Source organism: Chryseobacterium lathyri (genome assembly GCF_019970085.1).
Lineage (GTDB): Bacteria > Bacteroidota > Bacteroidia > Flavobacteriales > Weeksellaceae > Chryseobacterium > Chryseobacterium lathyri.
Map to the genome: position 1 here is coordinate 152,321 of NZ_JAHXYG010000001.1, position 20,279 is coordinate 172,599.

Annotated in this window: 24 protein-coding genes; 15 read left to right on the top strand and 9 right to left on the bottom strand. The window is 37.7% G+C overall.

Annotated features, from left to right (window positions below; translation table 11 throughout):
* The first annotated feature begins 80 nt into the window (after positions 1–80).
* From LC418_RS00670 to LC418_RS00725, 12 genes are all read left to right on the top strand, one after another.
* On the top strand, positions 81–983 hold the full coding sequence (locus LC418_RS00670) for a DUF4349 domain-containing protein (RefSeq protein ID WP_223557742.1): 903 nt from the start codon (positions 81–83) through the stop codon (positions 981–983).
* A gap of 157 nt (positions 984–1,140) precedes the next feature.
* Positions 1,141–2,010, top strand: coding sequence for a TraB/GumN family protein (locus tag LC418_RS00675; RefSeq protein WP_223557743.1), 870 nt, complete (start codon positions 1,141–1,143; stop codon positions 2,008–2,010).
* A gap of 25 nt (positions 2,011–2,035) precedes the next feature.
* Positions 2,036–2,545, top strand: a complete 510-nt coding sequence (locus LC418_RS00680; protein ID WP_223557744.1) for an RNA polymerase sigma factor — start codon at positions 2,036–2,038, stop codon at positions 2,543–2,545.
* Positions 2,535–3,143, top strand: a complete 609-nt coding sequence (locus tag LC418_RS00685) for a hypothetical protein (RefSeq protein ID WP_111958483.1) — start codon at positions 2,535–2,537, stop codon at positions 3,141–3,143. Before LC418_RS00680 ends, LC418_RS00685 begins: the two co-directional genes overlap by 11 nt.
* Positions 3,144–3,349: 206 nt before the next feature.
* Entirely contained in the window at positions 3,350–4,990 is a 1,641-nt protein-coding gene (gene pgi, locus LC418_RS00690; RefSeq protein ID WP_223557745.1) for a glucose-6-phosphate isomerase, read from the top strand.
* Positions 4,991–4,993: 3 nt separating this feature from the next.
* A complete protein-coding gene (locus LC418_RS00695; RefSeq protein WP_223557746.1) occupies positions 4,994–5,818 on the top strand; it encodes a class I SAM-dependent methyltransferase in 825 nt (274 codons plus the stop codon).
* 22 nt (positions 5,819–5,840) lie between these two features.
* Positions 5,841–6,725: a bifunctional 5,10-methylenetetrahydrofolate dehydrogenase/5,10-methenyltetrahydrofolate cyclohydrolase gene (locus LC418_RS00700; protein ID WP_223557747.1), complete on the top strand. Its 885-nt coding sequence runs from the start codon at positions 5,841–5,843 to the stop codon at positions 6,723–6,725.
* A 7-nt stretch (positions 6,726–6,732) separates the two neighbouring features.
* Entirely contained in the window at positions 6,733–7,362 is a 630-nt protein-coding gene (locus LC418_RS00705; protein WP_223557748.1) for a 7-carboxy-7-deazaguanine synthase QueE, read from the top strand.
* Between the two features lie 176 nt (positions 7,363–7,538).
* Positions 7,539–8,909: an exopolysaccharide biosynthesis polyprenyl glycosylphosphotransferase gene (locus tag LC418_RS00710; protein WP_223557749.1), complete on the top strand. Its 1,371-nt coding sequence runs from the start codon at positions 7,539–7,541 to the stop codon at positions 8,907–8,909.
* 118 nt (positions 8,910–9,027) lie between these two features.
* On the top strand, positions 9,028–9,780 hold the full coding sequence (locus LC418_RS00715) for an MlaE family ABC transporter permease (RefSeq protein ID WP_111958471.1): 753 nt from the start codon (positions 9,028–9,030) through the stop codon (positions 9,778–9,780).
* The gene (locus LC418_RS00720) at positions 9,780–10,595 is read left to right on the top strand and encodes an ABC transporter ATP-binding protein (protein WP_111958469.1); all 816 of its coding nucleotides are present in this window, start codon (positions 9,780–9,782) and stop codon (positions 10,593–10,595) included. The genes LC418_RS00715 and LC418_RS00720 overlap by 1 nt, the downstream gene beginning before the upstream one ends.
* Entirely contained in the window at positions 10,579–11,193 is a 615-nt protein-coding gene (locus LC418_RS00725; RefSeq protein WP_111958467.1) for an outer membrane beta-barrel protein, read from the top strand. Before LC418_RS00720 ends, LC418_RS00725 begins: the two co-directional genes overlap by 17 nt.
* Before the next feature lie 33 nt (positions 11,194–11,226).
* Here LC418_RS00725 and LC418_RS00730 read toward each other — a convergent pair whose 3' ends face one another.
* On the bottom strand, positions 11,227–11,535 hold the full coding sequence (locus LC418_RS00730) for a hypothetical protein (protein ID WP_111958465.1): 309 nt from the start codon (positions 11,533–11,535) through the stop codon (positions 11,227–11,229).
* 94 nt (positions 11,536–11,629) lie between these two features.
* The gene (locus LC418_RS00735) at positions 11,630–12,436 is read right to left on the bottom strand and encodes a M48 family metallopeptidase (RefSeq protein WP_111958463.1); all 807 of its coding nucleotides are present in this window, start codon (positions 12,434–12,436) and stop codon (positions 11,630–11,632) included.
* Positions 12,437–12,544: 108 nt separating this feature from the next.
* Here LC418_RS00735 and LC418_RS00740 point away from each other — a divergent pair, with 108 nt between their 5' ends.
* The gene (locus tag LC418_RS00740; protein WP_223557750.1) at positions 12,545–13,099 is read left to right on the top strand and encodes a DUF4251 domain-containing protein; all 555 of its coding nucleotides are present in this window, start codon (positions 12,545–12,547) and stop codon (positions 13,097–13,099) included.
* Here the strand turns inward: LC418_RS00740 and meaB are convergent.
* Positions 13,096–14,079, bottom strand: coding sequence for a methylmalonyl Co-A mutase-associated GTPase MeaB (meaB, locus tag LC418_RS00745; RefSeq protein WP_223557751.1), 984 nt, complete (start codon positions 14,077–14,079; stop codon positions 13,096–13,098). The two genes, LC418_RS00740 and meaB, sit on opposite strands and share 4 nt — an antisense overlap.
* A 141-nt stretch (positions 14,080–14,220) precedes the next feature.
* Between meaB and LC418_RS00750 the strand changes: the two genes are divergently transcribed.
* Both LC418_RS00750 and LC418_RS00755 read left to right on the top strand, forming a co-directional pair.
* Complete coding sequence (locus tag LC418_RS00750; protein ID WP_223557752.1) at positions 14,221–14,511, top strand: c-type cytochrome; 291 nt, start codon at positions 14,221–14,223, stop codon at positions 14,509–14,511.
* 21 nt (positions 14,512–14,532) lie between these two features.
* Complete coding sequence (locus LC418_RS00755) at positions 14,533–14,820, top strand: cytochrome C (RefSeq protein WP_111958717.1); 288 nt, start codon at positions 14,533–14,535, stop codon at positions 14,818–14,820.
* Positions 14,821–14,949: 129 nt separating this feature from the next.
* Here LC418_RS00755 and LC418_RS00760 read toward each other — a convergent pair whose 3' ends face one another.
* From LC418_RS00760 to LC418_RS00785, 6 genes are all read right to left on the bottom strand, one after another.
* On the bottom strand, positions 14,950–15,939 hold the full coding sequence (locus LC418_RS00760) for an enolase C-terminal domain-like protein (RefSeq protein WP_223557753.1): 990 nt from the start codon (positions 15,937–15,939) through the stop codon (positions 14,950–14,952).
* 72 nt (positions 15,940–16,011) lie between these two features.
* A complete protein-coding gene (locus tag LC418_RS00765; protein WP_223557754.1) occupies positions 16,012–16,515 on the bottom strand; it encodes a hypothetical protein in 504 nt (167 codons plus the stop codon).
* The gene (gene prfH / locus LC418_RS00770; RefSeq protein ID WP_223557755.1) at positions 16,502–17,200 is read right to left on the bottom strand and encodes a peptide chain release factor H; all 699 of its coding nucleotides are present in this window, start codon (positions 17,198–17,200) and stop codon (positions 16,502–16,504) included. The genes LC418_RS00765 and prfH overlap by 14 nt, the downstream gene beginning before the upstream one ends.
* Position 17,201: 1 nt before the next feature.
* The gene (locus LC418_RS00775) at positions 17,202–17,753 is read right to left on the bottom strand and encodes a hypothetical protein (RefSeq protein ID WP_223557756.1); all 552 of its coding nucleotides are present in this window, start codon (positions 17,751–17,753) and stop codon (positions 17,202–17,204) included.
* Positions 17,754–17,948: 195 nt separating this feature from the next.
* Positions 17,949–19,340 (bottom strand): RtcB family protein, encoded by a 1,392-nt coding sequence (locus tag LC418_RS00780; RefSeq protein ID WP_223557757.1) that lies wholly within the window; start codon positions 19,338–19,340, stop codon positions 17,949–17,951.
* Positions 19,341–19,365: 25 nt separating this feature from the next.
* Positions 19,366–20,100, bottom strand: a complete 735-nt coding sequence (locus LC418_RS00785; RefSeq protein WP_223557758.1) for a hypothetical protein — start codon at positions 20,098–20,100, stop codon at positions 19,366–19,368.
* Positions 20,101–20,279: the final 179 nt, after the last annotated feature.

Genomic DNA, 20,279 nt, shown 5'->3' on the forward strand with positions numbered 1-20,279 from the left:
ACTTTTTGCGATTGATTTTCAAATATTACAATAGATCCTGCCTGAACTTTGACCTAAGAAAACCCACAAAAATCAACGCTATGAAAACGACTTACATTAAATTATCTCTGTCAGCAATTCTTTTATCAGGAATCTATTCATGTAAAAAAGGAGAAGCGGTCTCCACTGAAAGCTATGCTACAGATTCTGCTGTTGCCGTAGTTACAGACAGCGTTTCCTCTGTAGCCACTATGACGGTAAAGGACAAACAGTTCATTAAAACAGCTGACGTAAATATGGAAGTCAAGGATGTCTATGAAGCAACCGTTTCCATTGAAAAAACAGTTCAGGATCTCGGAGGATTTGTAGCCCACAGCAATCTTCAGAGCAATGTGATCTCACAGGAGGCCTATAATACTTCCGATAATGACGCGATGCTAATCAAAAAGTACCAGACAGAAAATACGATGCAGGTACGCGTTCCGACGGAAAAACTTGGTGAATTGCTTGTGAAAATTAATGATAAAAAACTTTTCCTGAACTCCAGAACGATCAATGCCGAAGATGTAACCTCCAACATCAAATATGCAGAAATGGAAGGCAAAAGAATTAAAAAGACAGGCGAAAATATCGATCAGCTGAAAACAAATAAAGACAAAGTAAAGCTGGACAACGACAATATGGCGGAAGGAAATCTGCAGCAGCTTGCCAATATGGATACCACCGACAACATTAAATACAGCACGATAGATATTTACATTAAAGAGCCTAAACTCCGTATTGCAGAAATTGCAGTAACCAATACCAGAAATATTGATAATAAATATAAATTTAACTTCATATATGACGCTAAAAATGCTTTTGTAGAAGGATTTTACCTGATTCAAAAGATCGCAGTGGGACTTATCACCATATGGCCGCTTTTATTAATCTTAGTCACCGTTGTATACTTTTTAAGAAAAAGAAAACTGACAAAACCGGAACGCACAAAAATTCAGGAATAACAAAAGCAATCCTAACCAGCTGGTTATCATCATAATTTTAAATTTTACAGACCTCCTTCACGGGAGGTTTTTTATTTTTTTCAAAAAAAACTGTAACGATCATTATCCTGCCCTTACCTACTGTTTAAAGAATGAATAATAAAAAAACTTTAATCATATGAAAAATTTAGTAAAACTTGGGTTCGCAACGTTATTATCGGCAACCGTTATGACAGTAAAAGCTCAAAATACCAACGCGGAAAACAGTACACTTTGGGAAGTTTCCGGAAACAGTCTTACCCAACCTTCTTATATTGCAGGAACCTGTCATATTATGTGCAGCCAGGATTTTGAGATCAAACCGAAAGTGATGAAAGCTCTTGAAAAATCTGATAATCTGGTGATGGAAATCAATTATACAGATCCCGCTGAAATGACAGCCATGCAGAAAATGTATCAGACGGATAAAAAACTATCGGATCAGCTTAGTCCTGAAGAAGCAAAAGAGCTGGATAAAATCCTCGCGGACTACGGAACAGATTTGAAGAAGATGGACAATTCCAGCTCACAGGCATTGTATGCACTAATTTCGATGAAAGCTATACCGTGTCCACAAACTGAAGTAAAGCTGTATGAAATAGAACTCCTCAAAAATGCGCTGAAAAGTAAAAAGAAAGTCTTCGGGCTGGAAAAAGTAGAGGACCAGATGACTTCAATCAATAAAGCCTACGATCTGAAAGCAGTCATTCAACAGTTAAAAATGGGAAAGGAATATGAAATCCTGCTTAAGAAAATGATCACTGCCTTTAAAAAAGAAGATGTACAGTCCCTTTATACCCTTTTTAAAGATGATAAAATGATGAATGCCGAACAGGAAAAAGCCATGCTTACAGACAGAAATAAAAACTGGGCAGAAAAAATGCCTGAGATGATGAAAAAAGAAAGTGCTTTCTTTGCAGTAGGAGGTGCTCATCTGATGGGAGAAAACGGAATTATCCAGCTTTTAAGATCCAAAGGATATACTGTAAAACCTGTATCAAGCCTATAACATCTAACCAAACCATGAAATTATTGTGAGCAGCCAGACTGAAACCGATTTTTTAAAGCTCGTCAATCAGCATAAAGGTATTTTATATAAGGCCTCCCGGATCTATGCGGATTCTTTGGAAGACCGGGAAGACCTCCAGCAGGAAATCCTTATCCAGCTCTGGAAATCTTACCAGAACTTCAAAGGCAACAGTGAGTTCTCTACATGGATGTACCGGGTCGCAATTAATACCGCTATTACTTATTTAAAAAAAGAAAAAAAACGGACGGATAACCAAACGGATGTGCCCCATTATTTTGAAGTCCAGAATGAAGACTATAACCCTTCAAAGGACCGGCAGCTGGAAGTTTTCTACACTGCGGTCCAGGAACTTAAAGCGCTTGAAAAAGCTATTATATTCTATTTCATGGAAGGCATGTCTCATAAAGAAATTGGTGATAACCTTGGCCTAAGCGAAGGTAATGCCCGTGTAAAACTCAACAGAACCAAAGAAAAAATACAGCAAATCATAAAAAAATCAGGCTATGAATTTTGATCAATTAAAAGAACAGTGGAATAATGAAGACGGTGAAAACGTCAACATTCCCAACACCATAGAACAGTTAAAGAAAAGCAAGCATCCTATCGAAAAGATCCAGAAAAGCATGAAATCGGAATTTCCAATGCAGATCATTGCCGTTATTCTTATTGCATTCTTTCCGCAACAGCTGGATTTCCCTTCATCACAGTATGTTATTTATTATACATCCTATGCGATGCTTGTGGTCATATCCTCTTACTATCTGTTCGGATTCTATAAATTTTATAAGCAAACCGAACTGTATACCGGAAACACCAAAAACAGCCTCTGGAAAATATACCACGAGCTGAAACTGAACATGGAAAGATACCAGTCTTTCGGATTTCTCCTTCTTCCACACTTCATGATCACTTTAGGATTGGAGTTTTACAATATATTTCAGAAAAAAGGAATGCCTTTAGAAAGTTTTGCAGATTCTTATCAGCGGGCTTTTATCCTGATTGTACTTCTCGGAACCGTAGCGATTGTAGCCAGCATTGTTTTATGGACTCAATACTTTTACGGACGCCACGCCAAACGTTTGGAAAATATACTTAACGAAACGGACGAATAGTTTTTCTGATCCATCTTTTACAAAACAATAACCATGAAACCTCAGACTTGTTCTGAGGTTTTCTTTTTAAAAAATTGTTATTTATCGCGTTCAAATTTATCTGAGGTTTTATTTTTCCTTAAATTTGCACATCAGAAATAAAATGATAAGGATTTTAAACATTTGATCCTGCCTCTTACTTTCTGAACCCATATAATTTCTAAGATATGCTATCAAAAATAAATCCTATACAAACTACCAGCTGGAAAGCTCTTGATGACCATTTTGCAGGCAACGACTTTGATTTGAGAAGCCTTTTCCAGTATAATCCTGACCGTTTTAAAGAATTTTCTCTACAGAAAGACAATTTCCTTTTTGATTATTCTAAAAACCTTATCGATACAAGAACGAAGGAACTTTTACTTCAATTGGCAGATGAATGCCAGCTAAAAGATGCTATTTCTAAGATGTTTTCTGGTGATAAGATCAATGAAACAGAAGGAAGAGCAGTATTACATACAGCTTTAAGGGATTTCTCAGATAAAGAAATCATTGTAGACGGAGAAAATATTAAACCTCAGATCAGAAGAGTTCTTGACCATATGAAAGCTTTTTCTGAAAAAATTATTTCAGGGGAACACAAAGGCTTCAGCGGAAAAGAAATTACCGATGTGGTCAATATCGGAATCGGAGGTTCAGATCTTGGGCCGGTAATGGTTTGTTCAGCTTTAAAACATTTTAAAACAAGATTAAATGTTCATTTTGTTTCCAATGTTGATGGTAATCACATCGCTGAAACTGTTAAAACCCTGAATCCTGAAACTACATTGTTCATCATTGCTTCCAAGACTTTTACCACTCAGGAAACAATGACGAATGCCAATTCTGCAAAAGACTGGTTCCTGAAAGCAGGAAAAGAAGAAGATGTTGCTAAGCATTTCGTTGCCTTATCCACTAATGTTGAAGCAGTTAAAAATTTCGGAATTGCAGAAGAAAACATTTTCGAATTCTGGGACTGGGTAGGCGGAAGATATTCTCTTTGGAGCGCTATCGGCCTGAGTATTGTTCTGGCAGTTGGCTATGACAATTTCGAGCAGCTTTTAAAAGGTGCAAATGATACCGATCAGCATTTCCAGACTGCAGATTTCTCTGAAAACGTTCCGGTATTAATGGGACTTTTGGGTATCTGGTACCGTAATTTCTACGCAGCGACAAGCTACGCAATACTTCCTTATTCTCAATATCTGGACAGATTTGCAGCTTATCTTCAGCAGGGAGATATGGAAAGCAACGGAAAATGCGTAGACAGAAACGGAGAGTTCGTAGAATATGAAACGGGACCTATTATCTGGGGCGAGCCCGGAACAAACGGCCAGCATGCTTTTTACCAGCTAATTCACCAGGGAACTGAACTTATTCCTGCAGATTTTATTGCTTATGTAAAAAGCAGCAATTTAGTTTCTGATCATCAGCCTAAGCTTTTGGCTAACTTTTTTGCACAGACTGAAGCACTTGCCTTCGGAAAATCTGAAGAGGAAGTAGAGGAAGAATTAAGAAGCGCTGGAAAATCCGATGAAGAAATTGATAAGTTATTAAACTATAAAGTCTTCCACGGAAACACACCTACTAACTCTATATTATTCAAAGAATTAACCCCTTTTTCATTAGGCCAGTTAATTGCCATGTATGAGCATAAGATCTTTGTTCAGGGGGTGATCTGGAACATTTTCAGCTTCGATCAGTTCGGGGTGGAATTAGGAAAAGTTTTAGCTAATAAGATCCTTCCTGAGCTTGAAAACAATGAAGCAATCAGCTCTCACGACAGTTCTACGAATGGATTGATTAATTATTATAAAGGAAACAAGTAGCAGATGTCTGCATTACGGTCATATTATTATAAGCTTCCTCCCGGCCTCAGGCTTCTGGGGCGGAAAATTTATTATTTTCCGATAGATTTTTATGAAGGAATTACGGGAAAAAGATCAAAAAATGAACCTAAAAAAGGAGACATCTATGTAGGAGGCAGTGACTTTATTCCTCATGGGATCCGTCAGGTAAATGCGCTTAAAAAATATATAGGCTTACAAAATACAGACCATGTTCTGGATGTGGGATGCGGGATCGGAAGAACGGCAGTAGCCCTTACCGGCACCATTGATAAAGGAACATACGACGGTTTTGATGCCGTAGAAAAGGGAATCAACTGGTGTAATAAACACATCGGAAAAAAACATCCGAATTTTAAATTTCAGTTTACCCCGATTTATAATGACCTGTACAATACTTTCAGCCAAAAAGCAGAGAGTTTTACATTTCCTTATGATGAGTCACGGTTTGATAAGGTATTTCTGTTCTCAGTTTTCACGCATATGCAGATACCAGAGATCAAAAGATATCTTAGTGAAATCAGCAGAGTGCTGAAAAACGACGGGCAATGTCTGGCCACATTCTTTCTGTATGATGAAACCCAAAAAGAATATGGCACAATGCCGTTCCCACATCAGTATGAAGGCTACAGGCTTATGGATGATAAAGTGACCGCAGCCAATATTGCAGTAAGCATCCCATTACTGAACGAGATGGCCGCAGAAGCAGGATTAAAAGTAACCACCATAAAAGGAGGATTCTGGAGAACCGATGTAGAAAAGGAAGGTGCCGATGAATTCCAGGATATTGTTGTATTCAATAAAATCTAAATAAAAAGTAAAAAAAGTAAAAATGGCAGAAATTCTTGACGGACTTAAAGTATCCAAAGAAATAAAGGCAGAAATCAAGGTGGAAGTGGAAAAAATCCTTGAAGGCAAGAAAAGAGCACCCCATCTGGTGGCTATTCTTGTAGGAAACAACGGAGCAAGCAAAGCCTATGTGAACAGCAAAGTAAAAGACTGTGAGGAAGTAGGATTCCGTTCTTCGCTTTTAAAGTTCCCAAGCACCGTTTCCGAGTCTGAATTGCTGGAGAAAATTGATGAATTAAATAAATCTAAGGAGGTAGACGGTTTCATTGTACAGCTTCCTTTACCGGACCAGATCGATCAGGAAAAAATCATTTTGGCGATTGATCCAAGAAAAGACGTAGACGGTTTTCACCCTGAAAATTTTGGGAAAATGGCATTGGAAATGGACACTTTCCTGCCTGCTACTCCTTTTGGGATCCTGACATTACTGGAAAGATATAATATTGAAACCAAAGGAAAAGACTGTGTAATTATCGGAAGAAGCAAGATCGTAGGAAGACCTATGAGCATCCTGATGGGAAGAAAAGATTTCCCGGGTAACTCTACCGTGACTTTAACACACTCTTATACAAAAGACATCGAAGAATACACAAAAAAAGCAGACATCGTTATTACCGCATTAGGTGATCCTCATTTCTTAAAAGGAGATATGATCAAAGACGGTGCAGTAATCGTGGATGTGGGTATTACAAGAGTAGACGATGACTCTTCAAAGGGATACTACCTTGCAGGTGATGTAGATTTTGACAGCTGTGCAGCTAAAGCAAGCTGGATCACACCCGTACCTGGAGGAGTAGGCCCTATGACCAGAGCCATGCTGATGAAAAATACCATCATCGCTTACAAAACCTCAGTCTATAACGACTAATTTTAAAATGAACAAAGAAGAAGATATTTTATTAAAAGAAGGTAAAATGCTCCCTGTAATGGAGCATTTTTACACTTTACAGGGAGAAGGGGCACACACCGGAAAGGCATCTTATTTCATCAGATTGGGAGGCTGCGACGTTGGATGTCATTGGTGTGATGTAAAAGAAAGCTGGGATCCGAACCTTCATCCATTGATGAATGCAGAGGAAATTGCAGAAACTGCTGCAAAGCACAGTAAAACAATTGTTTTAACCGGCGGTGAACCGTTGATGTGGAATTTAGATATCTTAACGTCAAAGCTAAAAGAACTGGGATGCACCATCCATATTGAAACCTCAGGAGCTTATCCAATGAGCGGGCAGATCGACTGGATTACCCTTTCGCCTAAGAAAACAGGACTTCCGAAAGAAGAGATCTACGAAAAAGCAAGTGAGCTTAAAGTGATTATCTTCAATCAGCATGACTTTACTTTTGCTCAGGAACAGGCGGCAAAGGTTTCTGAAAATTGCAAACTGTATATGCAGAGCGAATGGAGCAAGCGTGATGAAATGTACCCAAAGATCACTGATTTTATTTTAGCCCATCCGGAATGGCAGGCTTCGGTTCAGACTCATAAATACCTGAATATTCCATAAGATTACTTTTAAATTCACCGAAATGCTGGATCAGAATATTTTTTATTCATATGATTGTTTTTTTGCCTGACATACTTAAATAATAGGAGAGAAAGTTTATAATATTCATAGAATCCCGGAATATACCGCAAAAATTATGTACATTAGATCTTCGTATCCGTTATAAATACTGATAGATGCAGAGAATTCGATACTCTAGATACCTGAAATCGATTATTATTTTGCTTGACCTTGTGGTTATTGCATCTATCTTTATATTCTTTTTCATAAGCAGAAACGAAAGCTTAAGATATCATAAGGAAACATGGTACCAGAATATTTTTTCCCTGGTATTGCTTTTTTTGTTCTGGATGCTTCTAAGCGGCAGGACAAAAATTTATAATATTCAGAGGAATCTCACCTATACTTTGTTTCTGGAACGCCTTCTTATCCATTTTCTGTTCTTTATACTCGGCGTTCTGCTCATTGGAAAAGTAAGCAAAAATGTATTTTTTAATTCAGATATTTACTGGCTTTCCTTCTATCTTTTTTTCTTTATTTTCCTGGCGAAATCAATCATTTATTTTATTATAAAATATTTCCGTTCATTGGGGATCAATTATAGAAATGTGATGTTTTTGGGGGAAACAGGTTCTACAGAAATTCTGAAGAATATATTTCAGGACAGAAAAGATTACGGATATAAAATATTTGAGTACGGAACTTCTGATATAAAACCAACCGAACTTGTTGAATTTTGGAAAAAAAACGGAATCCACACGCTGTTTTTATCTACAGAAAACCATTTCACCGAAAATCTTGAAACTGAGATCTTCAAACTGGCTGAAGACCATAAGGTCCATGTCTCATTAATTCCGAGCATTACACAGAGCGATTTTTTCCTGTACGATCTTGGATACATTCAGACACAGCCTATTCTCAGCCAGGCAAAATACCCTTTGGATTATTACTCCAATTTCCTGGTTAAAAGGATTTTTGATATCGCTTTTTCTATCCTTATATTAGTTTTACTAGGTTCCTGGTTATTTCCGATGATTGCAATTCTCATAAAAATAACATCTAAAGGGCCTGTTTTCTTTGTTCAGAAGAGATATGGTTTCCATGAAGAAGTATTTTCATGTCTCAAATTCAGAACCATGATCGTTAATGATGAATCAGCTACGAAAACTACGGAAGAAAATGATGTCAGAATCACAAAAATCGGACGTTTTCTCAGGAAAACCAGCCTTGACGAGCTTCCCCAGTTTATCAATGTTTTGAAAGGGGAAATGTCTATTGTGGGACCACGTCCGCATATGCTTTCTGTAGATAACTTTTACAAACCTAAGATAGGAAGATACAGCTTAAGAAGTATGGTGTCGCCTGGTATCACTGGCCTTGCCCAGGTAAGCGGGCTGCGAGGAGATTATGGAGATGTGGAGGTTGAAATGAAAAAAAGGATTCTTGCAGACACATTCTATGTAAGAAACTGGAGTTTTGTTTTGGATCTTATTATTATTTTAAAGACCGTTTTATTGGTGATCGGCGGTGATAAAAACGCAAAATAAATAAAACAAAAGGCTAAGACTGAAATTGAGGAACCATATTTGCTTCTAGGTTAAATAATCCTCCGTTGAGCACCTGAGGTCTAACCTGAATTAAATAAAAAAAGTCTAATTTAGCAGCATGTTAAAAAAGTTTTTTACAGCAATAGGAGAATACATTATCCTTCTAGGTAAATCCTTGCAGAAGCCCCAGAAAATGAGGGTTTTTTGGAAGCTGTTCATGAGAGAAATCAATGATCTTGGCGTCAATTCTTTTGGGCTTGTGATCTTCACTTCTATATTTGTGGGAGCCGTTGTGGCTATCCAGATGTTCAATAATTTTGATTCGTCTTCTTTTCCTATTCCACCTTCATTCGTGGGATATGCCACAAAAGCTGTTTTGGTATTGGAATTTTCACCGACAATCATCAGCTTGATCCTGGCAGGTAAAGTAGGATCATATATTGCCTCAAGTATAGGCACCATGAGGGTTTCAGAACAGATCGACGCATTGGACATCATGGGAGTAAACTCTCCGAATTTCCTGATATTACCCAAAATTTTTGCCTGTGTGATTTTTAATCCTTTGCTTATTGCCATCAGTATTGTATTCGGTATCGGAGGTGGCTACCTGGCAGGTATTCTAACTGGAAACTGGACAGAAAATGATTATATAGTAGGTATCCAGATGTATATGCCAAATTTATTTGTATACTATGCATTTGTAAAAACCACAGTGTTTGCTTTTATTATTGCTACGGTACCTTCTTACTTCGGCTATAATGTAAAAGGAGGATCGCTGGAAGTAGGTAGAGCCAGTACTCAGGCCGTAGTATGGACCATGGTATTTATTATCATTTCGGAATTAATTTTAACCCAATTAATATTAAGCTGATGATTGAGGTAAAAGATCTTAAGAAGAGTTTTGACGAGGTTGAAGTACTGAAGGGAATTTCAACTTCTTTTGACAAAGGAAAGGTAAACCTGATCATTGGGCAGAGTGGCTCCGGAAAGACTGTTTTCCTGAAAAGCTTATTGAATGTTTATCAGCCATCATCAGGAGAGATCCTGTTTGACGGCAGGGATATCAACGTCATGACGCGTGAGGAAAAACAGCATCTGCGTTCAGAGATCGGAACAGTATTCCAGGGTAGTGCACTTTTTGATTCTCTTACGGTGGAAGAGAATATCATGTTTCCGCTGGATATGTTTACCAACCTTACTTTCAGAGAAAAAAAGAAAAGAGTATTTGAAGTAATTGGCAGGGTACATCTTGATAAGGCCGGGAGAAAATTTCCGTCTGAGATTTCCGGGGGAATGCAGAAACGTGTTGCCATTGCGAGAGCAATCGTGAACAATCCTAAATATCTGTTCTGCGATGAGCCGAACTCCGGTCTTGATCCCTATACTTCCAATGTCATTGATGATCTTCTTCTTGAAATCACCAAAGAATATAATACAACAACTATCATCAATACGCACGATATGAATTCCGTGATGACAATTGGGGAGAAAATTGTATACCTGAGACTGGGGATCAAAGAATGGGAAGGAAACAAGGATATTCTCATTACTGCGGGCAATAAAAATCTTATTGACTTCGTTTATTCTTCAGAACTGTTTAAAGAACTGAGAGAATATTTACTTGAAAATAATAAAACGATTGAAAATACAATCTCTAAAATAGATGATAATGAAAAAGGTACTTAGTATAGCATTAATCGGGTTTTCAATGTTCGCTTCTGCGCAGATCTCTCTGGCAGGAAAAGCCAACTTAATATTCCCGACAGGCTCTCCTTCATGGAAAAACATTAAAGGAACGGTAAATGAAGCCATTGAGGGAACAGGAAAAAACAATGCAGGTTTTAACGTGGGGCTTTCTTTAAAAATAGGACTTCCGACTGCACTTTATGTAATGCCGGAATTATACTACACTCATTTCAAAAATGAATTCACTACGGAGAATACTACTTTTGATGTAAAGAGCAACCGTATCGATATGCCGGTTCTTTTAGGGTATAATCTTTTAGGGGATATGCTGGGAGTTTTTGTAGGACCGGTAGCAAGCTACAATTTAAGCAAGGAAGATACCTACAATGATTTTAAAGAAAACGTTAAAAACAATTTCACAGTAGGATACCAGTTCGGTGCGCAGCTTGAAATTAAAAAGCTGATCATTAATGCACGATACGAAGGGGCTTTCAGCAAAGATGAAAGAAACTTCATCAATAAGGTCTCCGGATCAGAAATCAGGTATGACAACAGACCGAATCTGTTTTTGGTAGGCGTAGGTTATAAGTTTAAATAATTTGAAAATAACACTATAAAAAACCCTCAAATATTAAATTTGAGGGTTTTTATTTTGCTGAAGTTCCGCTTCCCGTCTGGCAATATCTGCCGCCTGTTTTTCAAGATCTTCTTTTTCTTGCTGTAGTCTTTTGAATTCTCTTTTCTTCTCTTCAGCCTTTATTGCGCTTCCTTTGCTTACATATCCTACCATTCCGCCAATAATAAGGCCAATTCCTACTCCGGCCATTACACCCATCATGTGTGAGATGGTAATTCCTCCCACCGTAAAATCAGTGGTCAGATAAAAAAGCAGTGCCGACACGGCAAGCAGTATAAGTCCGGTAATTGATAAACTTTTCATAAATATTGTGTTTAGTGGTTTACATTGAAAAAAGCCTTACCCAATTTAGTGAAAAATTCAATAAGGCTCTATACAAGATTAAATTCTGGAATAATTATATTTTCCCTCCGGCTGCTTTATAGTATTCCAAAGCTTTTGGAAGGTTTTTATTGATATCTGAGATCCTTGTTTCAGGATTCGGGTGGGTAGATAAAAATTCCGGCTGTCTTGAGCCTGATGCTGCCCCTTCCATTCTGTTCCAGAAAGGAATCGCTTCTCTCGGATCATATCCTGCCATAGACATCAGGTATAATCCCATCTGGTCTGCTTCTGATTCCTGATTTCTACCATATTTCAACAGAGCTACCTGCGATCCGATAGGATATACTTTTTCAAAAATACCGGCCCATTGTGAGTTGGAAATTGTTCCGCCCAGAATAGAACCTCCATACTGCGCAACCATAGCCTGGGAAATTCTTTCATTGCCATGCCCTGCCAAAGCGTGTGAAACTTCGTGTCCCATCACAACAGCAAGACCATTGTCATTTTTTGTAACAGGAAGAATTCCTGTATAAACGGCAACTTTACCGCCAGGCATACACCAGGCGTTCAGCTCATTGCTTTGTATAAGATTGAATTCCCAGTTATAATTAGCAAGATCTGCAGATCTTCCTATACTTTGGTAATATCTTTCTGCTGCACTTTTTATTCTGCTTCCTACACTCGTTATTCTTTTTGCATCTGCAGTTCCTGTGATAATTTTAGATTTAGACAATGTCGTTTTATATTCCTGAGCAGACATTGTTAATATTTCCGAATTATTTGCAATCTGTAATGAAGACCTGCCCGTAATTGGATTAGTAGTACATGCTACAGTTGACAAGGCAACTGCTCCTATTCCTAATAGATGTGTAAATTTCATAGTTGTTTGAGTGTTAATAATTCAACATTTACAATTTTTATTCCAAAATGATTCAGAAGGAATATATTTGCATACATTTTGCTATTTAAATTTACAATTATTACGGTTATGAAAAAGTATATTTCACTTATATTTATTTTTGGATTTCTTTTTTTCTTTCAAAGCTGCTCCTCACAGGCTTCATTAGATTCCAAAACAGTTGATGCACTTGTAAGTTCCCAGGAATTTACTTTTCATGCACAAAGAGCAAATCCTATGAATTATGATGTTATCAATGTTATGAACTCAATGCCAAATTCTACTTCAATGAGGATTCTAGAACTTAACGGAGATGAGTATAGCATTACCATCAATAAAAACAATCTGGAGGTTGTACTTCCTTATTTCGGAAGAGTATTTAATTCTACTTTCGGAGATAGAGATAAAAACAGCTACCGTTTTACATCCAAGGACTTCACTGTCAATAAGGCTCAGAATAAAAAAGGAAACTGGATCTTAAAGATTAAGCCCAATGATACAAGAAATGTTGATGAGATTATTATAGAAATTTTTAAAAGCGGTAAAGCATTTGTTTCTATGAGAAGTAATGACAGACAGCCTATTACTTATGACGGTTATGTTTCTAAAAATGAGGAAATGCCAAAAGATAAGGAGAAGCTTTAGTCTTTAGATAGAAATTTTTCAACAAACAGTTTTGCTTCAGTGCTGGGATTAGAAACCATTTCTGAAGCATTTTTTTTGTGCTGTATGTAAGCAGCTTCTACAGAATCGCTCCTTTTCATCATAGCCAGAATATATTCCTGAACCCAATATTCAAAACGTTTTTCTGCCTGCTGGGTGCGGACTTCGTTAAAACGTGAGGTTTTCTTTTTCAGATCTATGAATTCATCAATTTTGGTGTATATTTCTTCCAAGCCTTCATTGTAAAGGGCAGAGCCTAATAATACCGGGATTTTCCAGCCTTTTTCTTTGGGAGGGATAAAATCCAGTGCCCGTTTCAATTCCAGCCTGGTATTTTTGGCTTTCTGAATGTTTTCCTTTTCTACTTTATTGATAAAGATAAGATCTACCATTTCCATAATACCCCTTTTGATACCCTGAAGTTCATCTCCACCGCCAATAATTTTCAGGAAAAGAAATACATCCGTAATATCAGCTACAAGTACTTCAGACTGCCCTACTCCAACTGTTTCGATCAAAATATAATCATATCCTGCCGCTTCGCAGATCATCATGGTCTCAAAGGTGGTATTCGCAACACCACCAAGAAATCCGGAACTTGGGGAAGGGCGGATAAAGGCATTTTCTTCTTTTGCCAATTCTTCCATTCTGGTTTTATCTCCCAAAATGCTTCCTTTGTTAATGGAAGAACTGGGATCGATGGCAAGAACAGCAACTTTTTTGCCGTTAGCAATAGCAAGTCTTCCGAAATTTTCAATGAATGTAGACTTTCCTGCACCGGGAACTCCGGTGATTCCTACCCGTATGGAATTTCCTGTGAAAGGCATTATTTTCTTCAGAAGCTCTTCTGCCTGGGTCCTGTGCTCGGCTTTCTTGCTTTCGACTAATGTAATAGCTTTTGCGATCAGGCGTTTATTTCCTGACTGTATTCCTTCCATTAGTTCTTCTGTAGAAAATTTCATTGATTCAAAAATATAAAAATAACCTTCAAACTTCCATACAAACGGGCATTAATTTTATTTCTTCTAAATTAAAACTAGATACTGCCTCATCATCTGGAAGGGGAAATTCCTACATTTGTTACGAATCAAAATTCAAGAAACATGAAAAAAATATCCGCTGCTGCATTATTTACCTGCCTATTACTGGCTTCCTGTACGCCAAAAGCTTCTACAGCCGGACCTATAGGACCCGCCGTTTCTACTGCAGAACAAATAGCTCAGGGAAAAACAATCTTTGAAAATTCCTGTGGCAGATGCCATAAGCTTCCAGATCCTACAGCACACACCTCTGTACAGTGGGTAGGAATTATGAATTCAATGGCTCCGAAAGCGAAACTGAATGACGAGCAGCATCAGTGGGTATACGACTATATTGTTTCTGTGAAAAAATAATCACCAAATCAGAATATGGATATGAAAAAAGTAATCTTAAGTATGACCGCAGGCGCTGCGTTTATGGTATCATGCGGACCTAAAAGCGTTGCCGTAACAGGGCCAAAGTACACCGCATCTGAGCAGCTGGTTCAGGGGAAAACTATTTTTGAAAATTCATGCTCCAAATGCCACAAGCTTCCGGATCCTGCTAAGCATGATGACCAAGGATGGATCAAAACATTAAGCAGAATGGCTCCTAAAGCAAAATTAAGCGATGAGCAGCACCAAATGGTATATGATTACCTGATTTCTGTGAATAAGAAGTAGATTTTTGAGTTAGAGAGTGAAAGAGTTGGAGGGAGATAGGGTTTGAGAGTTGGAGCGTATCAGTGTTTAAGCAATGTTATTCACTATTCACTATTCACTATTCACTATTCACTATTCACAATAAATAAATTATAATTCTATCCCAAGTCCCGGTTTTCCCGACAAGATAATGTTTCCGTTTTTTACAAAATTTCCGGAGGCATAGTCATTGGAAATGAGGTTTGCACCATCAAGGTCGGCAAAATCAGTAAGGCCCGCCAATACACAGCCAGCGGAGATCCCAACCGTGGATTCCGTCATGCAGCCTATCATTGTTTTATAACCCAGTTCTTTTGCTTTTATAATCATCTCCAATGCCGGAGTGAGTCCACCGCATTTCATCAGTTTGATATTGACACTTTTATAATAAGGCAGAAGCTCTTCCAGGGAATTAAGATCCTGGGAATCTTCATCTGCCATCCAATTGGCAAAACCTTCTTTTTTCAAAACTTTATACTGGTCAACCGGTCTTGGCTGTTCCAAATAGGAGAATTGTAGGACATCTTTATTTTCCTGAAGCCAGAGACAGTCCTGATCTGTAAAACTGGCATTGGAATCTAAAGCAATATTGAGGTTTAATCTCAGCAGCTTTTCGATATTGTCTTTATGCAGCCCTTTACATTTTACTTTGAATCTGTTCCAGCTGCTTTTTTCTATTTTCCGGATCTGATTTTCAATATCTGCTACTGAAATGGTAATGGAGCTTTCTGCCAGACCTTCAGAAGGAATATGATTGAGTTCTGTAAAGCTTTTGTTTTCCAGTTTTCCAAAAAGATCCCAATAGGCACAATCCAGAGCTGATAACAAAAAAGGATGGAGATCTAGCGTGAAAAGAAAAAGGAAAAAATCTGCAGGATGAATGATCTTCTGCTTTTCAAGTAAAGGCTGTATTTCTTTTAATTTTATAATAAAACTCTCCAGATCAATATGATAATAATCTATGGCAACACATTCACCATATCCTTTACAGTTTAAATAAGATAATTCTATCAGTAATGCTTCTCTTGTGTCATAATTACCATAGGCAATCGAGAAAGTTTCCTTTAGCTGAAGCTTTTTAAGTTCATAATTAAGTTCCATATATTAAAGCTACAAAAAAAGGACCTTAAAAAGATCCTTCTGTAATGAGTAAGACATCATTTAAGAAAGTAATTACTTTTTTCCTTTCTTTTTAGTTTTTGTCATTTTGCTTTTAATAAATTTCTCCCTGCTTTTCAAAAAATCAATCATAGCCTGGTTATAGCTGTATTTTCTTGCTTCTTTTAAAGGTTCCAATGCTTTTTTATATTCCAGCCTGATTTCAAACAACAGCGATTTCTGTATCAATATTCTTGCTTTGTCTATTCCTTTGATTCTTAAAGCATAATGGATCAGTTTTTCTGCTTCATCGAGGTCTTCATTGTCCAAAAGACATTTGATATAATGCTGTGGTGTGTTGAGATTGGCTACATTACACTGCATGGCTTCTTCGAAATACATTTTTGCCCTTTCGTAATCGGTCAGCATTTCGCTGTATATTCTTCCCATCAGGCAGAGGCTGTCTGCATCTTCAGGATCATAGGACAGGGCATAGTTCAAAGCTTCCAGGCAGTCCGGAAGGCTGTATGGATAATTATCCAGGGCTTCAAAATAATATTTACTTTTAGTTAAGGTCATTTCTGTAGTTTTTGAGTTCTTTTTTCAGGATATTTCTCTGTTTTTTAAATGATTTATCCTGATGATTCTTTTTAAAATCTGTCCCGGAGAATGTGCGGACCGGATTTCCTCTCTGCACCTGCAGATGATTGTTCCATGTATCCTGCATTCTTTTTTCAAGCTGTTTGATATACAATCCGGTTACTTTTTCTTTCAGCCGCATAATGGCCAGCTTTTTATTCTCCAGCTGTGACCGGGAATCCTGTGCAAATACACTTTCTCCGGTGGGTATATGAACGGCCCGAACAGCCGTGTTGACTTTATTTACATTTTGTCCGCCACTTCCCTGGCTTCTTGTAGTCTGGAACTGAATATCTTTTTCATTAAAATTGATCTTCTCCAGCCCCTCCAGCTCGAAAACACCGATAAACCAGTTGCTTCTTTTATGGAGTTTCCTGAATGTGCTTTTACCGGTCCAGCATATGCTTCCTAACCATGTTTTTAAAAATGGATCCAGATCTTTTGCTTTTAGAAGAATGGTTACAGATTTTAAAGTCAGGTTTTCATCGCCGTTTTCACGGTGAATGATTTCGTAATCTATTGTATTGTTTTTAATTTCCTCAAGGAAGACCTTCAGAATTTTAGCGGTGACCCACTGGCACTCTAAAGGCCCTCTTCCTGAGGTTATTTGTATAAGCTTTTCCATTTTACTTTACTTTAGGGATTTCACTTAATTTTGGATGACCAATAGGGTCGATCCCTTTCTGCAGTAAATCTTTAGCAGCCATTACAGCCCAGCATTTATCACTGGAATGGATGTTTCTGTAAAACGTCAGTAAAAGTTCAGGTTTGACAACGGTAAAGCCATTGATTTCAATCGTCTCCAAGTCATTCCTTTCGAAGAAATCTATAGTAATTCTGTGAGATTTTCCGTTTTGGAGTTCCATTGTCTTTTCATATCTGCGGAAATTCTCTTCGCTCTGTAAATGATCATAGCGGGTCCATACTTTCTGAAAACCTTCCTGCTGAAGAATTATAACTGTTTCTGCTGTGTTTTCTTTCTTTACAAAAACATCAATATCCTTATGGTCATGGGCATGCTTGTATTCCGTATGTCCTGTTTCTGACATGAAATGCCAGGCCCAGCCTCCTGATATGATGACTTTATCTTTTAGTTTATTTAAAATTTCAAGCCCGTGCAGAATTCTAAATTCCGGCCAGACTTCTCCGTATCTTTTTATATTATGAGGTGCTCCCATTTTTTGTTTTTTGTTGAGAGTTGATGGTTTATAATTGACAGTACAATTTTTTTGATCTGCCAACTATAAACACCAACCTTATTATTATTATTTTTTAAACCTTATAGGTTTTGAAAACCTATAAGATTGGAATACTGCAAGTTTATAACTAATAGTGAAATTCTCTCAACTGATAACTATAAACCAGCAACTTACTTATTTATCCATTCTCACAATTCGGGGTTGAAATGTTCCGAGAATATCGACCAATTCACTTTGTGCATTCATTACTTCATGGATGTCTTTATAAGCCATCGGTGCTTCTTCAGTATTTCCGCCTATCAAAGTGACTTTCTTCAGCTTAAGCTCTTTTTTGATATCATTCTGAGTGAAAAGGCTTCTGCATTCTCCTCTTGAATGGGCTCTTCCTGCTCCATGTGATGCCGAATTCAGTGAATCCGGGTTTCCTTTTCCACGAACGATAAAGCCTTTTGCCGTCATGGAACCCGGAATCATTCCCAGTTCGTTTACATTAGCAGGTGTAGCTCCTTTCCTGTGAACAATCACTTCTTTTCCGTTATGAATCTCCTTCCATGCAAAATTGTGATGGTTTTCAATTTTTGCTTTTACTCTTCCGCCGACCGCTTTTACCAGTCTTCTATGGATGTCATCATGACAGGCAGAGGCATAATCTCCGGCAAGGTTCATTGCTGTCCAGTATTCCAGGCCGAGATGGGTATTCAGATCCAGCCAGGCGAACTGTTGGGCTTCTTTTGGCAACGGACACTGATCTGCAGCAACTCTTGAATAGTATTGTGCAATCTCAGCTCCTAAACCTCTGGAACCGCTATGTGAAAGTATTCCCAGATATTTTCCTTTTGGAAGGCCGATCTGGTCATCTTCTTCCGTAATTTCAACTTCTCCGAATTCCACAAAGTGATTCCCTCCGCCGGAAGAACCCATTTGTTTGATGGCTTTTCCTTTTAATCTCCTTAAAACCGGAATCATATCGAAGGTATCTCTCTCAAAGATTTCATGATCTATATGAGATTTATGGATTTCGTACATCCCGAATTTGGTGTGTTCGGCAAGAGCTTTTTCATATTTATCTCTTGCTCCGTCAAGATATGAAACCGGTATATCCAAAATACTGAGACTCATCCTGCAGCCAATATCCATGCCTACTCCGTAAGGGATCACTGCGTTTTCTACCGCAAGAACACCGCCTATCGGAAGTCCGTAACCGCTGTGTGCATCGGGCATTAAAGCGCCCTGCGTTGAAATCGGCAGTTTTAAAGCTGTGTACAGCTGGTTTTTGGCTTCTTCAGAGATATTGTTTCCAAAGATCTGAAAGGAAGCACGCTGTGTATTGAGCATCCTTTTTTCTGTTTTTCTGGATGAAAGCAGCGATTCTGCAATCTGCCCGAAAGTCAGGTCTTTTTCAAAGTTCTCCGGGTTGAGGAGGATTTCTTTTAAAATAGATTTTACATGGTGAATATTCTTCGTTGCAAAATTTCTTTTCATAACCTCCAAAGCCACATTGACGCTTTGATTGTTCGGATAACCGAGTTTTAATATATCTTTTCCTTTTAGTTTTAAATTTCCCATTGTTTTTTGTTTTAAATAATTGGACTTATAAGTCCTCAAAATAATCTGCAAGCTCTGTTGCAGACATGATACAGGCAGTATATTTTCTGCTTTTGATAAGATCAGTTTCATAATCTGCTTTCCATGGTTTTGGTCTACCATAAATTTTTTTCCGGATAATTCCCGCCACTTTATATTGCCTTAAATAGGATCCCAGTTCATCACATTCTTTTTCCAGTTCAGAATCCAATGGTTTATAATGGGTGATCATATTGGGTCTTACTCGGAGGATAAATCTCCAGGGTTCAATAAATTCGTAGTAGATATCGTTTCTTTTCCGGAATGGATTGTATTCTTCTTTTTTAAGAAAGTACTGTCTTTCTCTCTGTGTGAATCCTAACTTTGGATCATTCCATCCCAATGAAGAAATCCTTTTAAGTTTCTGTTCTCGTTCCACGTATATTCTTCTTCCAGACTTTTTCTTTTTTTTCAGGAATTGTCGGCTTTCAGAATACATGTAGGTGTTGATTTTGTTCAAAATCCCTTCGAAAAAATCTGCATCTTTGGATCTTTTCACATCATCCCGGAGAACAAAGAATCTTACAAATCCTCTCTGATAAGGATTTTCCAGCGGAATCCAGGGAATTTTCCTTCTGATATCCCACAGCTTTTCACTACGATTATATTTTTTTCTTATCTGTTTTTCTACATCTTTTCTACCTGCTCTTTTTCTGCTTCTTGCACTTCTCAGTCGAAGAAACAGAAGATTATAATTTTCCATAAATTATAAGAAACAAGATGCCGTTACAATATCCAGATTTTGAATTTGTGCACATCTTTTCTTACTCAACTAAAATATAAGTTGATTGATTTTACGATAATGAACAGTATAAAATAGATCATAAAGATCTTTTCACTTTGTTCTTAATGACACTAAAAAATTTCGGGGAAACTGGAGTT